This window comes from Burkholderia sp. KCJ3K979 (assembly GCF_016759955.1).
GTDB classification, from domain to species: Bacteria; Pseudomonadota; Gammaproteobacteria; order Burkholderiales; family Burkholderiaceae; genus Burkholderia; species Burkholderia orbicola.
Genome location: NZ_JACFYV010000111.1, coordinates 1 through 21,008 on the forward strand (window position 1 = coordinate 1; position 21,008 = coordinate 21,008).

Genomic DNA, 21,008 nt, shown 5'->3' on the forward strand with positions numbered 1-21,008 from the left:
CGCGTCGACCGAGCAGTCCGACGCGCTCAGCAAGGCGCTGAAGGCGTACGGCTGCAAGTTCGTCGGCTCGACGATCTGCTATGCGCTGATGCAGGCGACCGGCATGGTCAACGATCACGAAGCCGGCTGCCCGTGCCACGCGCAATGCGCGGCGCTCGGCGGCAAGCAGCCGGCCCGCCGGCGCAAGGCGGGCTGACGGCGCGGAGGCAAGTTCGGCGCCGGTGCCGCGCCGCCGACCTGCGACGATAGCACCGTCCGCTTGGTGCTTGGTGCTTGGTGCTTGGTGCTTGGTGCTTGGTGCTCGGTGCTCGGTGCTCGGTGCTTGCCGCCCGGCCCTTACCGCGCGGCGCGCGACGACGACACCGGCACGACCGGCCGCGCGCTCCGCGCGGCCCGCCCGCGAGCGCTGCGCTTCTTCACCCAGATGCAGACGCCCGTTACGCTCAGCATCGCGATCACGATGCCGAGCACGCTCACGGCGACACGTCCGGCGACACCGGCGATCCGCCCCGAGTGCAGTGGAAACTGCGCCTGCATGAACAGGTCGCCAGCCGAACCGCGGCCCGGCACCTGCGCCGCGACGGGTTTGCCGGTCACCGCATTCCAGTACAGCCACGCATTGCCGAGCCCGACGTCGCCATGGTCATTGCCCGGCGTGAAGAACCCGACCGCATAGACATTCATCGCCGGAGCGAACAGCAGCGCACCCGGCGGCGCGGTGATCCCCGAGTCGCGGCCGGCCGAGCGGGCGATCTCGACGATCCGCTCGCGCGGGAGCACTTGGCTGCCCGCAGGGGCCGGCGGGAAATGCTCGGGATTGGTGTACGGCGTCTCCGCGAGCGGCGACACCAGCGAGATCAACGGGCGCACGACCGGAACGGCAAGGTTCATCGAAATCGACGTGACCGCGACGACGAGCAGCAGCCCCCACACCCACACGCCCCCCGAGCGGTGCAGGTCGAACACGAGCGGATAGCCGCCGCGCCGCACACGGAACGCGAACGACTTGCGCCAGCTTTTCAGGTTCGGAAACGCGAGCACCAGCGCGATCAGGCTGTCGATCGCCCACACGATGCCGACGACGCCCATCACCCAGAACCCGAAGTTGATCCCGCCGTACACGGGCAGGAACAGCGAATAGTGCAGCCGGTAGATGAACGGCATCAGGTCGAGCCGCGCGAGCGACAGCGCGCCCCATTCGCGGCGGCCCTGCACCGCACCGGTGGCGGGATCGACGGCGACCTGGCTGAAACCGAGTGCATACGGCTGGCCGGTCGCCGGATCGGTACGCGGCATCACGCCCGCCTGCAGCGTGTGCCCCGATTCGACCGCGAGCGGCAGATAGGTCACCTGCACGCGCGGATCGGCCGCCTCGATGCGCGCCGCGAGTTCGAGCGGCGCCAGCGGCGCCGCGCCGCTGCGCGCGATATAGAAATCCGGGTTCAGCGCCGCGTCCAGCTCGTGGTCCCACGCAATCAATGCGCCGGTGAGCCCCGCGACGAACAGGAACAGCGCGATGGCGAGTCCGAACCAACGGTGCAGGCGGACGAGAAACGGTCGCAGGAACGCATTCATCGCGTGCGCAGCGAAAGGAAGGCGGGCCGGCACGAGCGGCGGCCCCGATTCGACGGGAGGCAGTTCATTCGATGTCGGACGCCGCGCAACGGTCACCCGGCCGGGTCAGGCAAGGCCGGATGCCCTTGTACGCGGCATGGAATTGTTGCGCGGTGGGCGGGTTTTGATACGATGCGCGACATTTTAACGCAATGCGAATGATTCTTACTCGCATTTTTGCTCGCTCGCCATGACCGTCAGCCTTGCCCGCCCTCCTGTCCGTCCACGCCGCGTGGCCGCCGCCCTCGCCTGCCTTGCCGCCTCGCTCGCGCATGCGGACGATTCATCCGGCGACGCCGCGGTCCTGCCTGCCCTGAACATCACGGCCGCGCACGATTCACCCCAACACTTGACCGACACGATCTCGACCGGTGCACTCGGCACCCGCCGCCAGCTGGACACGCCGTTCTCGACGACGATCGTCACGTCTGAAGAACTGGAGGCACGCCAGCCGTACAAGCTCGGCGACGTGTTCGCGAACGACGCGTCGGCGTCCGACAACAGCGGCGCGTACAGCGCGTGGGCCAGCTACATGACCGTGCGCGGCATGCAGCTCGACTGGCAGAACGGCTACAAGATCGACGGGCTGCCGTTTGTCACGTACGGCATCACGATGCCGTACGAGCAGCTCGAGCGCGTCGAACTGCTGAAGGGGCTCGGCGGCTTCCTGTATGGCTTCGTGACGCCGGGCGGCGTCGTCAACTACGTGACGAAGCAGCCGGGCGCCGAGCCGGTGCGCAGCGTCGATGTCAGCTACCGCAGCACCAACGTGTGGACGGAGCATGTCGATCTCGGCCAGCGCTTCGGGCCGAACGACATGTTCGGCGCGCGGCTGAATGCGACGCACGAGGAAGGCAAGACGTACAACGACGGCAACATCCGCCGGGACAGCGTGTCGCTCGCGCTGCAGGCGAACCTGACGCGCGACCTCTCCGTGTCGTTCGGTGCGCTGTACCAGGATCGCCGCACGACCGGCCAGACGCCGTCGATCTTCACCGGCAGCTATCCGGGTGGCGCACTGCCCGCCACGATCAGCGGCGGGTCGACGAACCTGGGCGGCAAGGACCAGTACCTGAACACGAACCTGCAGCTCTATACGGCCGGGCTTCAATACCAGCTCGCGCCGGACTGGCAGCTCGACGTCGCGTACAGCTACAGCAAGGCCACTCGCCGGCGTAACGAAAGCACCCTGTACCTGCAGGACGCCGCAGGCAACTACACCGACAGCCGCTACGTCGGCATGGAGGATCACCGCTTCAGCCAATGGCGCGCGATGGTCGAGGGCAAGGTGCGCACGGGCCCCGTCAGCCACCAGATTGTGCTCGGCGCGTCGTGGCAGAAGCAGGCGAACGACTATTCGGCGAACAGCGTGTTCGTGCCGCTGGGCGCCGGCAACCTCTATGCGCCGAATCCGTACCGCTACGAGAGTCCGCACGGCTTCATCCAGTACCGCACGAGCGAGATCGTGCAGAAATCGCTGTTCGCGAGCGACACCGTGCAGTTGACCGAGCGCTGGTCGGTGCTGGCCGGCGTGCGCTACATGAACTACGAGCAGCGCGCATTCCAGGCAAGCGGCCCCGAGGACCCCGGTTACCGCCAGAACGGCGTGGTGACGCCGACTTTCGCGGTGATGTTCAAGCTCGCGCCGACGACCACCGCGTACGCGAGCTACGCCGAGTCGCTCGAGCCCGGCAGCCGCGTGAACGACGTCTACGCGAACGCGGGCCAGGTGCTCAAGCCGCTGCGCAGCAAGCAGTACGAGCTGGGGATCAAGAGCGAGCACGCGCGCTGGAGTGCGACGGCCGCGCTGTTCCGCATCGAGCGCAGCGCCGAATATGCGAACGCCGCGAACGTCTACGTGCAGGATGGCGAATCGATCATTCAGGGGATCGAGGTCGGCGCGCGCGCGAAATTCGGCGCGCACTGGAACGCGGGCGTCGATGCGATGCTGCTCGACGCTTGGTACGCGAACGGGATCGGCAACAACGGCAACCGTGTCGCCGGCGCGCCGCGCTTCGTACTCGCGGGCGACCTCGGCTATGCGGTGCCGGGCGTGCCGGGGCTGACGCTCGGCGTCGACGCGAAATTCACCGGCGCGACGCCGCTGCGCGCGGCCGGCGGCCTCGACGCGCCGGGCTTTCTCGTCGTCAACGCCGGCGCGCGCTACCTGACGCGGGTCGGCCGCCACGACGTGACGCTGCGCGCATCGATCGACAACGTGCTGAACCGCCGTTACTGGGAATACCAGTACGCGGACTACGTGAAGCCGGGCGATCCGCGCACGGTGAGCCTGAGCGCGAAGATCGACTTCTGAACGCAGCGGCCGGCGGCTGCATACCGCAAGCCTCCGGCCGGCGCCGCCGCGCGGCCCGTCGGCCGCCGCAGCCTCGGGATTTTCCCGGCCTGCAAAAGCAAAACGGCGGAGCGGCCTCTTTCGAGGCACACTCCGCCGTTTCGCGGCGAACCGTCAGACGCTCTTAGTGGAGCTTCTTCGGCAGCATCTGGCTGCGCAGGCGCTTGTGCAGGCGCTTGACGGCTGCTGCCTTCTTGCGCTTGCGGACTGCGGTCGGCTTTTCGTAAGACTGGCGCTCACGCAGTTCAGCGATCAGGCCATTTTTTTCGATAGCGCGACGAAAGCGGCGAATCGCCACTTCGAACGGCTCGTTTTCTTTCAGAAGAATCGTCGTCATGTCGTTCCTAAATTGCTTAAACGGTCAAAAACGTAGCGGCCAAGCGCCACGCACCGGCCATCCGAGCGTTCCCACAACAGGCGAAACGAGCGGAAATACGGCCTCGGAGGCCGGAAAAGAGAGGCGGAAAGCACCGCGAGTACGCTTCACAACCGCGTGCAGCGCCGCGTTTGACTGCCAGCAGACATGCCGAAACCGGCAAAGGCGTGACAGAAAATCTCAATTCAGCCCGCCATCATAGCAGGGAATCACAGACAAAACCACCCTTTTGTCGGTCGTGTGTGCACAGCGTCACGACTGAGTGGCGGAGCCGCATCGGGCCGGTTTCTGCCCCCGTTTAATCCGGCGTCGCGCCGGGGCGGTCCGAAATGACAAAGAAGGATAAAAAATCGGGCCGAATCTCCAAGTGCCCCTCAAGTTTTGTTTTGGTGCGCCGAAATCCTGCTCTGAGGCGGCCAGCAATGAACGAGTGCTTCCGCCGACGCCAAAACGGCTTTCCAGGGCTTTCGGCTTAAACAGGAGATTTTCCATGCTCGGAATTAACAGCAACATCAACTCGCTGGTTGCACAGCAGAACCTCAACGGCTCGCAAAACGCCCTGTCCCAGGCCATCACGCGCCTGTCGTCGGGCAAGCGCATCAACAGCGCAGCGGACGACGCAGCAGGCCTCGCGATCTCGACCCGGATGCAGACCCAGATCAACGGTCTGAACCAGGGCGTTTCGAACGCCAACGACGGCGTGTCGATGATCCAGACGGCTTCGAGCGCACTGTCGTCGCTGACGAACAGCCTGCAGCGTATCCGCCAGCTGGCCGTCCAGGCGTCGACGGGCACGATGTCCACGACCGACCAAGCCGCGCTGCAACAGGAAGTTTCGCAGCAGATCCAGGAAGTGAACCGTATCGCGTCGCAAACGACGTACAACGGTACGAACATTCTGAACGGCAACGCAGGCATCGTGTCGTTCCAGGTCGGCGCGAACGTCGGCCAGACGATTTCGCTGGACCTGAGCCAAAGCATGTCGGCGGCGCAGATCGGCGGCGGCGTCGTTCAGAGCGGCCAGACGGTCGGCACGGTCACGGGCCTGAGCCTCGACTCCGCCGGCAAATACACGTCGTCGGGTGCAGTGATCACGGCAGTCAACGTGACGTCGGACGGCAAGGGCGGCTTCACGTTCACCGACCAGAACGGCACGGCGATCACGGGCGCAACGGCATCGGCAATCTTTACGACGTCGACCGCTGCTGCATCCAACGGCACGACCGTCACGCAGATCGCGATCAGCTCGAGCGCAACCAGCAGCAGCATGTCGTCGGCATCGCTCACCGCGATCTCGAACGCAGTTGCCCAAATCAACGCCGTCAACAAGCCGGCAACCGTGTCGAACCTCGACATCAGCACCGTCAGCGGTGCGAACGTCGCGATGGTGTCGATCGACAACGCGCTGCAGACGGTGAACAACGTGCAGGCGGCACTCGGCGCGGCACAAAACCGCTTCACGGCAATCGCCACGTCGCAGCAGGCAGAATCGACCGACCTGTCGTCGGCACAGTCGCAGATCACCGACGCGAACTTCGCGCAGGAAACCGCGAACATGTCGAAGAACCAGGTGCTGCAGCAAGCAGGCATCTCGGTGCTCGCACAGGCGAACTCGCTGCCGCAGCAGGTCCTGAAGCTCCTGCAGTAATCGCGTAGCAACCCACGGCCGGGCCCCGCATAACGCGCGGCCCGGCCGCAGGCACTTGGCGCGCGGGGCGTTGCCCCGCCGTCAGGTCTTCACCCAGAATTCCACGGATCATCCGCCGCACGGAGCACTACGATGTCGACGATCAATCCCGCCGTCACCGCCGCCAACAACTCAGCCAACAGCGCGCTGCAGCAGGCTGCCCAATCGATCATCAGCGGTTCGACCGGCAACTCGTCGATGGACGTCAACTCGCTCGTGACGGCTCTCGTCAATGCGAAAACCGCCGGTCAGGCCGCCGCGCTCAACGCGCAGCAAAGCAGCGACAACACCCAGATTTCCGCGTACGGCGCGCTGTCGGCCGCGCTGAGCGCACTGCAGGCCAGCCTCACGACGCTGTCGAACGGCTCGCTGCAGAACACCTTCACCGCGACCGCGAGCGGCACCGGCCTCACCGCGACCGCGGGCGCCGGCGCAGTGGCGGGCAGCTATTCGGTCGGCGTCACGCAGATCGCGACGTCGCAGTCGCTGTCGTCGGCCGCGTTCGGCGCGTCGACCGCGCTCGGCACCGGCACGATGACGCTGTCGCTCGGCAGCCAGTCGTTCTCGGTCGATGTGAACGGCACCAACAACACGCTGTCCGGCATCGCCGCCGCGATCAACTCCGCGACCGGGAACCCGGGCATCGTCGCGTCGGTCGTCAACGGCAGCGACGGCGCGCACCTCGTGCTCAGCTCGACGCCGACCGGCGCGGCGAGCACGATCGGCGTCGCGCTCAGCAACGTCGCCGGCGACAACGGCCTGTCCAGCCTCGGCGTCACGTCGACGGCCAGCACGACGGGCGGCCAGTCGACGATCACGTCCGCGAATAGCGGCGCAGCGTGGAAACAAAGCACCGCCGCGCAAGACGCCGCCTTCACGATCAACGGGATCGCCGGCACCAGCGCGAGCAACACCGTGACGAGCGCGATCACCGGTGTCACGCTGAACCTGACCAGCGCCGCCGTCAGCGCCACGCAGCCGCAAACGTTGACGGTCGCGACCGACACGAAATCCCAGGCCGCCGCGATCAACAATTTCGCGACGCTCTACAACACGCTCGTCACGACGATGGGCTCGCTGTCGAGCTTCACGTCCGGCGCGTCGTCGCAAGGCCCGCTGCTCGGCGACTCGACGCTGAACACGATCAAGAACGCACTCGCGTCGATCGTCGCGAGCGGCGTGACCAGCAACGGCTCGACGGTCAACCTCGCGTCGATCGGCGTCACGCTGCAGGCCGACGGCACGCTGAAGGTCGACAGCACGGCGCTCAACGGCGCGCTGCAGAACAATCCGACGGGTGTCGCGTCGCTGTTCAACTCGACCAACGGGATCGGCGAGCAGTTGACGACGAACATCACGAACTACACGAAGACGAACGGACTGATCGCCGCGCGTACTACCGCGCTCAGCAACGATCTGAAGAACGTCGCCCAGCAGCAGACGACGCTGTCGAACTACGCAGCCCAGCTCACGAGCCAGTACCAGGCGCAGTTCACCGCGCTCAACACGCTGATGGCGACGATGAACAGCAACTCGCAATACTTGACCCAGCTGTTCGGCGGCGCGAACAGCGGCGGCGCGCTGGCGAACAACAAGAGCTGACCGCTAGCCGGACAGGAGAGCCCAGATGGAACAGACCGAACTGATTGCGCAGATCGACGCGTTCACCGATGCGATCGAACACGCGGCCGCGATGGCCGACTGGATCGAGGCCGTGCGCCTCGTCGATGCGCGCGGGTCGCTCGTCGCGCTGCTCTCCACCGACCAGCCGCCCGTCGGCATCGCCGCGATCCGCCGCATGCAGGCCAGCAACGACCGGATCTTCGCCGACGCGCAACGCGCGCAGCAGGAGCTGACCGACGAATACCAGGCGGCAATGAGCCGCGTGCAGGCCGTCGGCCAGTACCAGAGCATCGCGAACCGTTAAGACCCGCCGCGCGGCGTGCTCGATACGCACGCGCCGCCAATCCGACAACAAGAACTACACGCTGATGTGAGGGCGTGCTCGTTCGCCTCCCCGCCCGCCTCGTGCGGGCGTTTTTTTGGGCGCCGCCAGCCGCACCGTCCCGGCCTCGGCCGACCGCTCAATCGGCCAAACTGACCGGGCTTTTCCCGTCACCTCGCGGCATCGGCGCGACGGCACGCTACCCATAATGGTATCGACCGACTTTCCGCAGATTTCATCATGTTCTCGACCGAACTGCCCGCCTCCGCCCCGCTCACGCCCGAACAGCAGCTTGCGCAGGACATTGCGCTCGTCATGGACAACGCGCTCGAGCGCCAGCGCAGCGGCGCGTTCGATGACGCCCGGGCACTGTACGAGGCCATCCTCGACGCGGTGCCCGCGCACGGCGACGCGCATTACAACCTCGCGGTGCTGCTGGTCGATACGGGTCAACCGGCCGACGCGGTGCCGCATTTCGAAGCCGCGCTCGGCGCGAATCCGACCAACGGCTACTACTGGGTCAGCTACATCCATGCACTGCACCGCAGCGGGCAGACACCCGCGGCGTGGATCGCCGTCGAGCTCGCGCAGCAGCGCGGTGTGCGCGGCCCCGCACTCGATGGGCTGATCGCGCAAATGGCGATGCCCGATTCGGTGCTCCCGACCGCAGCGGCCGCAACTGCAGCCTCCAGTGACATCGAAGCGGCGATCATCAAGGAAACCGCAGCCACTGCGCCAGTGCGCGAGAGCGCCGGCAAACCGGCGCCCCGAGCCCCACAGAATTTGCTCCAGAAGCACGCCGCGCTTTTCGGCAAAGGCAAGTACGCGGAAGCTACTACGCTTGCGCAACGGCTTGCCGCCGATTATCCGGACGACGGCGCATGCTGGCGCGCGCTGTCCGCATCGTTGCACAAGGACGGTCGCTATGCAGAGATGATCGACGCCGGTCTGCGCGCGGTCGAATTGCTGCCGGACGAAGTGCTCGTGCGCATCCTGCTAGCCGATACGCTGCGGGTAATGAGCCGTCTTGCGGAAGCCGACGAACAGTGCCGACGCCTGCTTGAGCTCCGGCCAGACCATCCGGAGGGGTTACGGATCCACGGTCTCGTCCTTTTCGCGCTGCGTCGCCCCGAGGAAGCGATCGCCGCCTGCCGGCGTGCGGTCGAACTCGCACCCGGCCTTGCCGCCCCGAACGGCACGCTAGGATTCGTGCTGCTCGAACAGGGTGCGACACAGGAGGCACTCGGCTGGCTGCGGCGAGCGATCGAAATCGACCCGACCGACAACGTGACCCACAGCAGCATGCTCTTCTGTATCGCGCACAGCAGCGACTTCGATCCGGAGATGCTCGTCGCGGAGCACCGCAAGTTCGGCCAGCGGTACGACAACCACAAGCGCAAGCGCACGGCTGCGTTCTCGAATCCGCGCGATCCTGCGCGCCAGTTGCGGGTCGGTTTCGTGTCGGGCGACCTGTTCAACCACGCAGTCGCCTCCTACGCTGTGCCCGTGATCGAGCGTCTCGCAGCAGACACCGGCATCGCGATGCACTTCTATCACAATCACGTCGAGGAAGATGCAACCTCCGATCGTTTCAAGGCCCACGCGACGTGCTGGCGCAACGTCGCCGGCATGAGCGACCAGGCCTTCCTCGAACGCCTGCGCAATGACCGGCTCGACATCGTGATCGACCTGTCGGGCCATACCGGTCGCAACCGGCTCGTCGCGCTGGCGCAGCGCGCGGCGCCGGTGCAGGCGTCATGGATCGGCTATCCGGCCACGACCGGCCTCGCCGAGATGGACTATTACCTGTCGGACCGCTTCGTCGCGCCGCACGGCGCGTTCGAAGACCAGTTCGTCGAGCAGATCGTCCGGCTGCCGGCGATCGCGCCGTTCATGCCGCCGCCCAACTGCCCGCCGGTCAACCTGCTGCCGGCACGGCACAACGGCTATACGACTTACGGCAGCTTCAACCGCCTGAACAAGCTGAGCCCGCACGTCATTGAGGTCTGGGCGCGCGTATTGCATGCAGATCCGACCGCTCGCATGGCGCTCGGCGCAATCGGCAATGCCGGCGACCAACACACCCTGACCCAGTGGTTCGCTGCGGCGGGCATCGATGTCGGCCGTCTGACATTCCACCGGCGCTCGAACATCCCGGTCTACATGCAACAGCACCACGGCGTCGATCTCTGTCTCGACACGTTCCCGTATACGGGGTCGACGACCACGCTGAATGCGCTGTGGATGGGCGTGCCGACCGTGACGATCCCCGGCGCGACGATGGCCGGGCGCGGTAGCGCGGGCTGGCTGCAGCACGTCGGGCTCGATGCGTACATCGCGAAGGACGAGGACGACTTCGTCGCGCGGGCGCTGGCGCTCGGCCGCGACACCGCCGCGCTGCAGGCGCTTCGCGCCGGCCTGCGCGCGCGCTGCGGGGAATCCGCCGCGTTCCGGCCGGCCGTCGTCGCGGCCGGGCTGTCGTCCGCGCTGCGCACGATGTGGACCCGCTGGTGCGCGGGAGAGCCCGTCACCGCATTCGACACGCCGCTGTTCGACGACGTGGCAACCGCACCGGCCGCGACCGGGGCCTGAACGCCGCGCGTTATTGAGAGAGACCATCATGACCGCCAGCCTGCCCGCATCGTCCGTCGCGCAACTGCCGCACGAACGCATCTACGTCACGCAACCTCACCTGCCGCCGCTCGCGGAATTCCTCCCGTATCTCGAGAAGATCTGGGAGAGCCGCACGCTGACGAACGGCGGCCCGTTTCACCAGCAGTTCGAGCGCGCGCTGTGCGACTATCTCGGCGTGCCGTACCTGTCGCTGTTCGCGAACGGCACCCTTGCGCTCGTCACCGCGCTGCAGGCGCTGCGCATCACCGGCGAGGTGATCACGACGCCGTACTCGTTCGTCGCTACCGCCCATTCGCTGCTCTGGAACGGCATCAAGCCGGTATTCGTCGACGTCGCGCCCGGCACGCTCAATCTGGACCCCGCACGCATCGAGGCGGCGATTACGCCGCAGACCACCGCGATCATGCCCGTGCACTGCTACGGCAATCCGTGCGACGTCGACGCGATCCAGAAGATCGCCGACAACTACAACCTGCGCGTGATCTACGACGCGGCGCATGCTTTCGGCGTGCGGAGCGCCGACGGCAGCGTGCTCGCGCACGGCGACCTGTCGGTGCTGAGCTTTCACGCGACGAAGGTGTTCAACACGTTCGAGGGCGGCGCGATCATCTGCCCCGACGCGAAGACCAAGCAGCGGATCGATCACCTGAAGAACTTCGGTTTCGTCGATGAAGTCACCGTCGTCGCGCCCGGCATCAACGGCAAGATGAGCGAGATCAACGCCGCGTTCGGGATGCTGCAACTGCAGCATATCGACGGCGCACTCGCGCGCCGCCGCGAGATCGACGCGCTGTACCGCACACTGCTGGCCGACGTGCGCGGCATCCGCTGTGTGCCGCTCGGCGGCCAGACTGTCGCGAACCACGCGTATTTCGCGATCCTCGTCGACGAAGACTATCCGCTCGACCGCGATGCGCTGTACCAGAAGCTGCGCGACTACGATGTGTATGCGCGCCGCTACTTCCATCCGCTGATTTCGGAATTTCCGATGTACCGCGGGCTGCCGTCCGCCAGCCGCGACAACCTGCCGGTCGCAAGCGAGGCCGCGCGCAAGGTGCTGTGCCTGCCGATCTATCCGGCGCTCAGCGACGACATGGTCCGCCGCATCGTCGAGCTGATCGCCTTCTGACTCGCCGCGCCTACAGGTAACGCTCGTCGGCCGCGCGCGTGCGGATCCGGCGCGCCGGGTTGCCGTATGCAACCGTGTACGGCTCGACGTCGTGCAATACGACCGCACCCGCGCCGACGACGCTGTGCTCGCCGACCGCAATCCGGTGCCGCAGCAGCGCGCCGAGGCCGATCGCCGCGCCGCGACCGATCCGGCAGTTGCCGCCCGTGACGACGCCGGGCGCGAGGCTCGAGAAATCCTCCATCACACCGTCGTGATCGAGCGACGCATTCGTGTTGACGATGCATCCTTCGCCGATCGCGCAGCTCGGGTTGATCACCGCGCCGGCCATCACGACCGTGCCCGCGCCGATCGTCGACGCCTTGCCGACGCGCGCCGCCGGATGCACCGCCGACACGCGCGGCAAGCCCGGCACGAGCGCCGCGAGACCAGCCGTCACGTTCTCGCGTGCATGATTGTCGCCAATGGCGACCAACAGCCCGGCGATCCCGTGTTTGTCGACCAGTTGCGGCAAGTCGCGCTCGGCGCCCAGCACCGCGTAGCCGAGCGTCTCCTCGCCGGGGGGGCGAAACGAATCGATCAGCCCGGCGATCCGGTATCGGGCGGCCTGTTCAACGATGTCGATCACGACCTTGGCGTGACCGGAAGAGCCGACGATGACGATGTTTTCCACAAGGGCCTCGATTGAACTGATAAGCAGCGGCACCAGGATCGCGTTTCGCGCAGTATGCCGTGTCGCCGCGCCCGTGCCGCGCGCGCCGTCATGTCAGACGCCATGCGCCATTTCGTCCGCCGTCACGCATGCGGCGGCGAAATGCTCGGCAAACGCCCCCCGCAGCCGCTCCGCCATCTGAATCCAGCTCTCGCCGCGCCCGCGCCGGAACAACCGCACCGTGCCCGGATACCACGGCGAATCCTCACGGTCGTGCATCCACCGCCAGTCCACGTCCTGATTCGGCAGCAGCACCCAGCAGGGCTTGCCGAGCGATGCGGCCAGATGCGCGGTCGACGTGTCGACGCACACCACGAGATCGAGTTGCGCGACGATCGCGGCCGTATCGGCGAAATCGTCGAGCTCCGAGCCCAGGTGCAGCAACGGCAGCCCGCCCGGCGGCTGGCGCGCTTCGTCCTCGCCCTGCCCTTTCTGCAGGCTCACGAAATTCACGCCCGGCACGCTCCACAGCGGCGTCAGCAATGCCAGTGACGGCAGCGAACGGTGCGCGTCGTTGTGATGCTTCGGATTGCCTTTCCATACAAGGCCGACGCGCGGGCCGGCCAGCAGCGCAGCGAGGCGCGCGCCCCAATGCGCCACGCGTGCCGGATCGGGCACGAACCGCACCGGTGGCGGGATCGTGTCGAGTGTCGTGCCCGCGTGCATCGGCGCGCTTAACAGACTCGTCCAGTAATCGAATTGCGCGGCCTGCGCGGTGGCCGCCTCGTGATCGAGCACCGCGTCGACACCGTCGACCGTCTCCATCAGCCGATGCAGCGCCGGCTGGCACGCGAACACCACCCGCGCCGCCCGCCTCGCGCGAAATTCCGCGAAATAACGGCTGAACTGCAGCATGTCGCCGAGGCCGTCCTCCTGCCACACGAGCAGCGTCTTGCCGACCAGCGGCTCGCCTTGCCACTGCGCGCACCGCAGTACCTCGCGGGTCCGGCGGTGCACGAACGTCGACTGCTCGTAGCGCGATTCGTAGCGGCGCCAGCCTTCCTCGAATCGTCCACGGCCAAGCAGCAGCGTCGCCAGCCCGAAGCGCGCGTCGTCATAGTCGGCGCGCAGGTCGAGCGCGCGGCGGTATGCGCGTTCGGCTTCGTCGAGTTGGCCCGCATGCGCCAAGGTCGTGCCGAGGTTGTAGTGCACCTCGGCCATCTGCGGCGCGAGCGCCAGCGCGTCGGTGAACGCGACGGCCGCTTCGTCGTGGCGGCCCTGCGCACGCAGGACGCAGCCGAGATTGTTGTGTGGCTGGGGCAGCCCGGGCCGGCAGCGGATGGCGTCGCGATAGGCCGCTTCCGCTTCGGACAAGCGATCGAGGTTCTGCAGCGCGACGCCGAGGTTGTAATGCGCTTCCGGATGATCCGGACACAGTGCGATGGTCTGCCGGCTGGCCGCCTCCGCTTCCGGCAGCCGCTGCATGTCGACGAGGATCGCGCCGAGATTCGCGTGCGCGAGCACATGATCGGCGCGAACGGCGATCGCGAGCCGGTACGCGAGCTCCGCCTCCGCGGGCCGGCCGAGGATGCGAAGCAGGTTGCCGAGATCGGTCAGCACGTCGGGCGACCGCGGCTCGATCGACAGGGCCAGCCCGAACGCCTGCTCGGCTTCGTCGAGCCGGCCGAGCGCTTCGAGCACCTTGCCGAACCGGTGATGGTGCGACGCGCGCAACGGCGCGACGCAGGCAAGCTGCCGGCGCAGGATCGCTTCGGCTTCGGGCAAGCGCTCCTGCGACAGCAGCAGCGCGTGAAGGCCGTCGTATGGGGGCTCGAACGCCGGCATCGCATCGATCGCGCGCCGCCACCACGCCTCGGCATCCGCCAGCCGGTTCAGGCCCAGCGCACAGACGGCCGCGACGTGCAGCGCCGCGACGTCCACCGCGGGCGCATCAAGCAGCGGCGCGACGCGCGACAGTGCGTCGGCAAACTGTCCGTTCTGGCACAAGGTCGCGGCGTGTTGAACGCACGCGGAAACGTCGGAAGCTGGCGTCGTCATGGAGGGCTGGGCAAAGCGGCGGACATTCATCCCGTCCGGCCGTCACGGCGTCAGCCCGGCATGCGCGACGCGTGTCGCGCCCGGGCAACCGTTTCGGCACGGAGAGCGTCGATTGACAGGTTACCGAAGCATGCATGCACGCAATGCGGCGATCTGAGCCCATTCCATGCGGTTGTTCGGGCGATGGCCCCGTCACCCCGTGCGTGGCGGGGCCTCGCTGAACGACACCGGCCGTCCGCTCAGCTCGACGAACACCCCCCGCAACTGCTCGAACTGCACGAGCTGGAACTGCACGAACTCGACGAACTGCAGCTCGACGATGAGCCACCGCCGTCGGACGAGTCGAACGAAGTGCCACCGCCCGCTTTCGCCGCGGCGGCCGACGTCATCCGCGACGCGGCCAGCACCGGGCCTGCATACGCCGACCATACGGTACCGGCCAGCGCGCCTGCACCGAACAGCGCTGCGGTCCACAGCAACGGGTCCGGATCGTCGCGTTCTGCTTGGCGCGCTCCGTGCGTTTCGTCCGCCCCGCGTACCGGCTGCGGATTGCGCGCAGCCCGCGGATCGTGCGCGTTCCGGCGCTCGAGCAGCGCGGCGCGCCCGGCCGCCGTGGCGCCGCCGCGCCCGAAGCCGGTCAGCCTTCCAGCGACGATCCGGTACGCGATCGCGAACACCGCCATGCAGATGCACAGCAGCAGCACGGGCCGCCCGCGGCTCAAACCGACCGCAAGCTTCGCGGCGCCCGTGCCCAACACGAGCAGCACGATCGCGCGCGCGGCCATCCGGGACGCGCGCAACTCGCCGGGCGCCCAGAACCAGCCCTGCGCACGCATCCCGTCAACGACCTCCTGCGCGTACCTCGCAAGCCGCTCCCGAAAGACGCCGTAGCGCACGGTGCCGGACGGTTGTTCGTTGAGCCACGCGCAGTAGTCGTCGTACCGGCCCGCGCGTTCCAGATCCGCGATCTTCACGTAGCTGCCTTGCCGGTGAACGCTCCACAAGTCGACCGCGCCCGCATGCGCGAGCGACATCGTCACGACCTGCGCGACCCGTGCTTCGCCGCCGGTGAGATAGGCGACTTCGTCGGCGCTCAGCCCGGACGAAGCCTTGCGCGTGCGCCGGCCCCAGCGCCGGATGCGAAATTCGATGGCCTGGAGCGCGACGATCAGCAACAACGCGAGAATGCAGGCCGGCACGTAGAACGCGAGAAACTGCGGTCCCGTGTAGTCCAGCACGTCGAGATCCTGCGCCGATGCGCAGGTCGCGGCGACGCTCGCGGCCGCCGCCGGCCACACGAGTTTCGGTAGACGGTCGCGCCATGCGCGGCGCGGCGCCACGGCGGCCATGCGCTCGGTCTGCCGCGCCTCTGCATCCGCCTCGGCCTGCCGGTCGACCGGACGCGGCCAGATCGATGCCGGCGGCTCGCAGCCGAACAGCCGACGATAGCTGTCGAGCGTGTCGCGGTAGCGCTGCGCGTACACGGCGGCCTCGTCCGGCGCGCCGGTGCCGGGCATATGGTGCAACCGTGCGCGCAGCACATCGGCGCAGAAGACATCCCAGTATTCGAGGGTGTATTGCAGATGGAAATGCCACGCGGCATCGACCGCGACCGACGGCGTGACCGGATGCCCGGCCGCCTGTGCGAGAAACGCGAAGCGCTTGTATTCGTCGATCACGGCCAGCGCGTGGTCGTGCGACCAGCCTTCGGCTTCGGCGAGGCGCCGGCTGTACGGCAGCGGCGCATGCGGATCGTCGGGCGAATACGCGTACAGACGCGCGAGCAGCGCCTGCTGCGCATCGGTCAGCGGGCAGGCAGCGACTGCGGTCGAGGTAGACGGGATGGCAGCCATCGGGAGTCGGCGCGATGCGCGGACGGCCGCCGCGATCGACGCTTGGAGTTGTCGTTGCGGGCGATTCTCGCACAACGGAAAGGCGGCGGAATAGCGTGGGAACGGCCCGGCCGATGACGATGCGATTGCCGTGCGGTGACGCTACGCCTGGACGACTTCAGGAAAACGGATCGGGAAATTCGACGCCTGGAATCAGGCTATTTGGCGCGCCCGGCTGGGATCGAACCAGCAACCCCTGCCTTCGGAGGGCAGTACTCTATCCATTGAGCTACGGGCGCGTGAGACAGTGAAGCGACCCCATATACAGGCCGCCCACGATTGGCAAGACGGCAAGGATACCCGGTTTCCCAAGACGCGTCCACCTTGCCCGCCGAATCGCCGCCGGGCGCCGCTGCGTGCGGGTAAACACGCGCCATCGCGCCGCTCGCCGTGATGTAAACGTTCCGTCTATAATCGTCCGTGCTTCATTGGACTGCCATTTTGCCGTTGCACCGCGCTCACAATTCCTATTCATGGAGACGAGGCAAGCATGAGCGAAGCACCCCACGAATCTCCCGTCAAAACCCCCGGGCAGCTGATTGCCGTCATCATCGCGTCGTTCGCGATTCCGATCATCCTGATCGTCCTGTTCGCCAATTACGCGAACCATGCGTTCCGTTCCGGCGCCGGCACGGACGCGCTATCCGACGAGCAGGTCGCCGCACGTATCGCCCCCATCGCGAAGGTCGAGGTGAAGGACGCCAACGCACCCCGCACGTACAAAACCGGCGAGGAGGTCTACAAGGCCGTCTGCGTGACCTGCCACGGCACCGGCGCCGCCGGCGCGCCGAAGTTCGGCAACAAGGACGACTGGGCGCCGCGCATCTCGCAAGGCTTCGACACGCTGCTGAAGACGGCCCTCGCGGGCAAGGGCGCGATGCCGGCGCGCGGCGGCACGAGCCCCGACGACGTCAGCGACTATGAAATCGCCCGCGCGATCGTCTACATGGCGAACAACGACGGCGCGAACTTCCCCGAGCCGGCCGCACCGGCCGCCAACGCGGCGCAGCCCGCCAGCGGCGCGCCCGCGTCGGGCGCCGACGCGTCGAACGCGCAGGCCGCGGCCGCCATGGCCGCGATCGCCGCGATCCCGAAGGCCGGCGAAAAGCCCGCGGCCGCCCCGGCTGGCGCCGATGCGGCAACGGCAGGCAAGGCGCTGTACGCGTCGACCTGCCAGGCCTGCCACGCGGCCGGCGTGCTGGGCGCGCCGAAGTTCGGCAGCAAGGAAGACTGGGCGCCGCGCCTGAAGGACTCGATGGATACGGTCTACAACTACGCGCTGCACGGCAAGGGCGCGATGCCGCCGAAGGGCGGGTCGAACGCGTCCGATGCCGACGTGAAGGCGGCCGTCGACTACATGGTCAACTCGGCGAAGTAACGACTCACCCAGCCATCCGTAAAAAACCCCCGCGACGCCCTTGCATCGCGGGGGTTTCGTTTTTGTGTCGCCAGTTGGCCGCGCCAGCGTGCGCGCCGCGGCGCCGCCGCGTCACTTCTGCAGCAATGCCTTCAGGCTCGCGAGCCGGTCCTTCGGCGACATCGGCGCTTCTTCCGGCGTCGGCGGCGGCGCTTCGTCGAGCCCCATCTCCGGGATGAAGCGCGACGGTTCGCACACGACCGTCTCGCGCGCCCGCTTGCGCTTCTTGCACCAGTTCAGGTGCAGGCTGCGCTGCGCGCGCGTGATCGCGACGTACATCAGCCGGCGCTCCTCCTCGATCCGCTCGTTGTCGATCGGGCCGTCGTCCTCGCTGCCGCCGCGGTGCGGCATGATGCCTTCCTCGACGCCGACCAGGAACACGTGCGGATACTCGAGCCCCTTCGACGCATGGACGGTCGACAGCCGCACGGCGTCCGGGTCCTCGTCCTTGCCCTCGAGCATCGACATCAGCGCGACGGTCTGGATCAGGCCGAGCAGGTTCTTGCCCGTATCGGCGAGGCCGTCCGCGTTGTGGAAACCTTCGGCCTCGCCGTCGACGGCGTCCGTCTCGGGCTTCGTGCCCTTGCGCTTCAGCCATTCGAGGAATTCGAGCACGTTCTGCCACTTCGATTGCGCCTGCCGCTCGTCGAACGCGTCGTACAGGTACGCCTCGTAGTGGATCGCCTCCATCATGTCGTCGAGCACGACGGTCGCGGGTTCCTTGTCCGCGCGCTCGGTCAGGCGCTGGATGAAGTCGCAGAACATCCGCAGCGGCTCGACCTGGCGCGCCGACAGCCGCGCCTCGATCCCGCCCATGTAGACGGCCTCGAACAGCGACACCTTCGCCTGCCCCGCGAACGAGCCGAGCGCTTCCAGCGTCGTGTTGCCGATGCCGCGACGCGGCGTCGTGACCGCGCGGATGAACGCGGGATCGTCGTCGGCGTTCGCGATCAGCCGCAGGTACGCGCACAGATCCTTGATCTCGGCCTTGTCGAAGAACGACTGGCCGCCCGACAGCACGTACGGAATCCGCTCGCGCCGCAGCACCTGTTCGAAGATGCGCGCCTGGAAGTTGCCGCGATACAGGATCGCGTAGTCGCGGAACTGCGCGCGCCGCTCGAACTTGTGCGCGGACAGCCGGAACACGACCGATTCGGCCTCGTGCTCCTCGTCGTTGCACGCCGTGACGGTGATCGAATCGCCCATCCCGTGCTCGGACCACAGCTTCTTCTCGAACAGCTTCGGGTTGTTCGCGATCACGTTGTTCGCGGCGGTCAGGATTCGTACCGTCGACCGGTAGTTCTGCTCGAGCTTGATCACGTGCAGCTTCGGAAAATCCTTGCCGAGCTGCGCGAGGTTCTCCAGCGTCGCGCCGCGCCAGCCGTAGATCGCCTGGTCGTCGTCGCCGACCGCCGTGAACGCGGCGCGCGGGCCCGCGAGCTGCTTCAGCAGTTCGTACTGGCACGCATTGGTGTCCTGGTACTCGTCGATCAGCAGGTAGCGCAGCTTGTTCTGCCAGCGGTCGCGCACCTGCTCGTTCTTCGCGAACAGCTCGGCCGGCAGGCGGATGAGGTCGTCGAAGTCGACCGCCTGGTACGCGTGCAGCGTCGCCACGTAGTTGCGGTAGACCAGCGCGGCCTGGTGCTCGTCCTCGTTGGCGGCGATCGCCATCGCTTCGTCGGGCATGATCAGGCCGTTCTTCCACAGCGAGATGATGCTCTGGATCTTGCGGATCTGCCCTTTGTCGGTGGTGCCGAGCTGCTCCTGGATCATCCCGAAGCAGTCGTCCGAATCCATGATCGAGAACTGCGGCTTCAGGCCGACGTGCTCGGCCTCCTGGCGCAGGATCTGCACGCCCAGCGAGTGGAACGTGCAGACGGTGAGCTGGTTGACGGGCACCTTGCGGCCTTCCTTGCCCGGCGTGGTGAGCGTCTTGCCTTCCAGCAGCTTCGACACGCGCTCGCGCATTTCGGCGGCCGCCTTGTTCGTGAACGTGACGGCGGCGATATGGCGCGGCTCGAAGCCTTTCGCTTCGATCAGGTGCGCGATCTTCTGCGTGATCACGCGTGTCTTGCCGCTGCCCGCGCCGGCGAGCACGAGACAGGGACCGTCGAGATAGCGCACCGCTTCGTTCTGAGCGGGATTGAGGCCTGCGGACATGATGGCGGATGGTGTTGCTGGTTGACGGCGGACGCCGGGAGGATGCCGTGCGCGGCAGGCTGGCGAAGCAGGCGGACACGCGGGGCAGGACGCGCATGTTAACACGTCGGCGGCGCGTATTTCGGGCACGCCGCCGGACGGGGGCGCGCGGGCTTGCCGGGCGGGCGCCCCCTGTCCGTTCGGCGTGGTCGTGCCTGTCCGCTCGGCCAATCTGGCCCTGTTCGCGCTGCGATCGGACACAATATGCACTCCCCCGGCGGCACCCGCGCCGGCCCGCTTCAATGCGTTTCAACCACCGCAGGATCGACCTCATGGGATACCCGTTCGCCACCGCTGCCCTCGGCCCGCTGCTGTTCGCACAAGGGCGCTACGTGCGCCGCGTCACGCCGCGGCTGCCCGAGGCGGCCGGCCCGCGCGACGGCGTGGCCGGTGACGGCCCGCCGCTGCGCGTGCTGGTGGTCGGCGATTCGGCCGCCGCGGGCGTCGGGGTCGCGACGCAGCACGATGCGCTCGCCGGGCAACTGGCGAACGCGCTGGCGGCCACGCACCGCGTGCGCTGGAAACTGCTCGCGCGCACCGGCCTGACCACGCGGGAGCTGGTCGACTGGCTCGCCGCGGAGCCGGCCGAGCCGTTCGACGTGGCCGTGACGTCGCTCGGCGTCAACGACGTGACGGGCGGCGTGCCGCCCGCACGTTGGCTCGCGCAGCAGGCCGAGCTGGTGCGGCTGCTCGCCACGCGTTTCCAGGTCGGGCACGCGATCCTGTCGGCTGTGCCGCCGATGGAGCGCTTCCCGGCGCTGCCGCAGCCGCTCGCGTGGTATCTGGGGCGGCGCGCGAAGCGGCTCAACGCGGCGCTCGCCGGCTGGGCCGGCGCGCAACCGGACTGCACGTTCCTGCGGGTCGACCTGCCGCTCGAACGCCACTTGATGGCCGCCGACGGCTTCCATCCCGGCACAGCCGCGTGCGCGGTGTGGGCCGCGCAGGTCGCGGCCGCCGTGCGGCAGCGGCCGGGCGGATGATGGGGCGCGTTCGGGGGCTGACTGCCGCCACGGCTTGCCGGGGGTTGGGAGCCGGGAGCCAGGACCCAGGAC

Annotated in this window: 15 protein-coding genes and 1 tRNA gene; 9 read left to right on the forward strand and 7 right to left on the reverse strand. The window is 67.6% G+C overall.

Features of this window, described 5'->3' with window-relative positions:
• The coding region (locus tag H3O04_RS21835) for a DNA-3-methyladenine glycosylase I (protein WP_202588435.1) at positions 1–196 on the forward strand (196 nt) is incomplete at its 5' end.
• Between the two features lie 140 nt (positions 197–336).
• Here H3O04_RS21835 and H3O04_RS21840 read toward each other — a convergent pair.
• A complete protein-coding gene (locus H3O04_RS21840; protein ID WP_202588436.1) occupies positions 337–1,575 on the reverse strand; it encodes a PepSY-associated TM helix domain-containing protein in 1,239 nt (412 codons plus the stop codon).
• A 229-nt stretch (positions 1,576–1,804) separates the two neighbouring features.
• Between H3O04_RS21840 and H3O04_RS21845 the strand changes: the two genes are divergently transcribed.
• Positions 1,805–3,928, forward strand: a complete 2,124-nt coding sequence (locus tag H3O04_RS21845; RefSeq protein ID WP_202588437.1) for a TonB-dependent siderophore receptor — start codon at positions 1,805–1,807, stop codon at positions 3,926–3,928.
• Positions 3,929–4,091: 163 nt separating this feature from the next.
• Here H3O04_RS21845 and rpsU read toward each other — a convergent pair whose 3' ends face one another.
• Positions 4,092–4,304 carry a 30S ribosomal protein S21 gene (gene rpsU, locus H3O04_RS21850; protein ID WP_006401410.1) on the reverse strand — a complete coding sequence of 71 codons (213 nt, stop codon included), beginning with the start codon at positions 4,302–4,304 and terminating at the stop codon, positions 4,092–4,094.
• A 529-nt stretch (positions 4,305–4,833) separates the two neighbouring features.
• Here rpsU and H3O04_RS21855 point away from each other — a divergent pair.
• From H3O04_RS21855 to H3O04_RS21875, 5 genes are all read left to right on the forward strand, one after another.
• On the forward strand, positions 4,834–5,991 hold the full coding sequence (locus tag H3O04_RS21855) for a flagellin (protein WP_078040585.1): 1,158 nt from the start codon (positions 4,834–4,836) through the stop codon (positions 5,989–5,991).
• A 132-nt stretch (positions 5,992–6,123) separates the two neighbouring features.
• Entirely contained in the window at positions 6,124–7,632 is a 1,509-nt protein-coding gene (fliD, locus tag H3O04_RS21860; RefSeq protein WP_175879298.1) for a flagellar filament capping protein FliD, read from the forward strand.
• A 25-nt stretch (positions 7,633–7,657) separates the two neighbouring features.
• Entirely contained in the window at positions 7,658–7,957 is a 300-nt protein-coding gene (locus H3O04_RS21865; RefSeq protein WP_034174307.1) for a flagellar protein FliT, read from the forward strand.
• Positions 7,958–8,215: 258 nt separating this feature from the next.
• Positions 8,216–10,567, forward strand: a complete 2,352-nt coding sequence (locus H3O04_RS21870) for a tetratricopeptide repeat protein (RefSeq protein ID WP_202588438.1) — start codon at positions 8,216–8,218, stop codon at positions 10,565–10,567.
• A 28-nt stretch (positions 10,568–10,595) separates the two neighbouring features.
• Positions 10,596–11,738 (forward strand): DegT/DnrJ/EryC1/StrS family aminotransferase, encoded by a 1,143-nt coding sequence (locus H3O04_RS21875; RefSeq protein WP_175780699.1) that lies wholly within the window; start codon positions 10,596–10,598, stop codon positions 11,736–11,738.
• A gap of 10 nt (positions 11,739–11,748) precedes the next feature.
• Here the strand turns inward: H3O04_RS21875 and H3O04_RS21880 are convergent, their stop codons facing one another.
• The 4 genes from H3O04_RS21880 to H3O04_RS21895 form a co-directional block, all read right to left on the reverse strand.
• A complete protein-coding gene (locus H3O04_RS21880) occupies positions 11,749–12,411 on the reverse strand; it encodes an acetyltransferase (RefSeq protein ID WP_175780697.1) in 663 nt (220 codons plus the stop codon).
• A gap of 93 nt (positions 12,412–12,504) precedes the next feature.
• Entirely contained in the window at positions 12,505–14,448 is a 1,944-nt protein-coding gene (locus tag H3O04_RS36560; RefSeq protein WP_202588439.1) for a tetratricopeptide repeat protein, read from the reverse strand.
• A 239-nt stretch (positions 14,449–14,687) separates the two neighbouring features.
• Positions 14,688–16,301 (reverse strand): TIGR04222 domain-containing membrane protein, encoded by a 1,614-nt coding sequence (locus H3O04_RS21890; RefSeq protein ID WP_175769302.1) that lies wholly within the window; start codon positions 16,299–16,301, stop codon positions 14,688–14,690.
• Positions 16,302–16,503: 202 nt separating this feature from the next.
• Positions 16,504–16,579: transfer RNA gene (locus H3O04_RS21895), tRNA-Arg, on the reverse strand.
• 251 nt (positions 16,580–16,830) lie between these two features.
• Between H3O04_RS21895 and H3O04_RS21900 the strand changes: the two genes are divergently transcribed.
• Entirely contained in the window at positions 16,831–17,718 is an 888-nt protein-coding gene (locus H3O04_RS21900) for a c-type cytochrome (RefSeq protein WP_011546757.1), read from the forward strand.
• A 111-nt stretch (positions 17,719–17,829) separates the two neighbouring features.
• Here the strand turns inward: H3O04_RS21900 and H3O04_RS21905 are convergent, their stop codons facing one another.
• On the reverse strand, positions 17,830–19,917 hold the full coding sequence (locus H3O04_RS21905; protein WP_202588440.1) for a UvrD-helicase domain-containing protein: 2,088 nt from the start codon (positions 19,915–19,917) through the stop codon (positions 17,830–17,832).
• A gap of 311 nt (positions 19,918–20,228) precedes the next feature.
• On the opposite strand from H3O04_RS21905, the gene H3O04_RS21910 reads away from it, so the two are divergent.
• Positions 20,229–20,936, forward strand: coding sequence for an SGNH/GDSL hydrolase family protein (locus H3O04_RS21910; protein ID WP_202588441.1), 708 nt, complete (start codon positions 20,229–20,231; stop codon positions 20,934–20,936).
• Positions 20,937–21,008: the final 72 nt, after the last annotated feature.

Bases quoted from the DNA above. Each gene is read 5' to 3' on its own strand.
- H3O04_RS21840 (WP_202588436.1), bottom strand. From the start codon at position 1,575: ATGAATGCGTTCCTGCGACCGTTTCTCGTCCGCCTGCACCGTTGGTTC.
- H3O04_RS21845 (WP_202588437.1), top strand. From the start codon at position 1,805: ATGACCGTCAGCCTTGCCCGCCCTCCTGTCCGTCCACGCCGCGTGGCC.
- rpsU (WP_006401410.1), bottom strand. From the start codon at position 4,304: ATGACGACGATTCTTCTGAAAGAAAACGAGCCGTTCGAAGTGGCGATT.
- H3O04_RS21855 (WP_078040585.1), top strand. From the start codon at position 4,834: ATGCTCGGAATTAACAGCAACATCAACTCGCTGGTTGCACAGCAGAAC.
- fliD (WP_175879298.1), top strand. From the start codon at position 6,124: ATGTCGACGATCAATCCCGCCGTCACCGCCGCCAACAACTCAGCCAAC.
- H3O04_RS21865 (WP_034174307.1), top strand. From the start codon at position 7,658: ATGGAACAGACCGAACTGATTGCGCAGATCGACGCGTTCACCGATGCG.
- H3O04_RS21870 (WP_202588438.1), top strand. From the start codon at position 8,216: ATGTTCTCGACCGAACTGCCCGCCTCCGCCCCGCTCACGCCCGAACAG.
- H3O04_RS21875 (WP_175780699.1), top strand. From the start codon at position 10,596: ATGACCGCCAGCCTGCCCGCATCGTCCGTCGCGCAACTGCCGCACGAA.
- H3O04_RS36560 (WP_202588439.1), bottom strand. From the start codon at position 14,448: ATGACGACGCCAGCTTCCGACGTTTCCGCGTGCGTTCAACACGCCGCG.
- H3O04_RS21890 (WP_175769302.1), bottom strand. From the start codon at position 16,301: ATGGCTGCCATCCCGTCTACCTCGACCGCAGTCGCTGCCTGCCCGCTG.
- H3O04_RS21900 (WP_011546757.1), top strand. From the start codon at position 16,831: ATGAGCGAAGCACCCCACGAATCTCCCGTCAAAACCCCCGGGCAGCTG.
- H3O04_RS21905 (WP_202588440.1), bottom strand. From the start codon at position 19,917: ATGTCCGCAGGCCTCAATCCCGCTCAGAACGAAGCGGTGCGCTATCTC.
- H3O04_RS21910 (WP_202588441.1), top strand. From the start codon at position 20,229: ATGGGATACCCGTTCGCCACCGCTGCCCTCGGCCCGCTGCTGTTCGCA.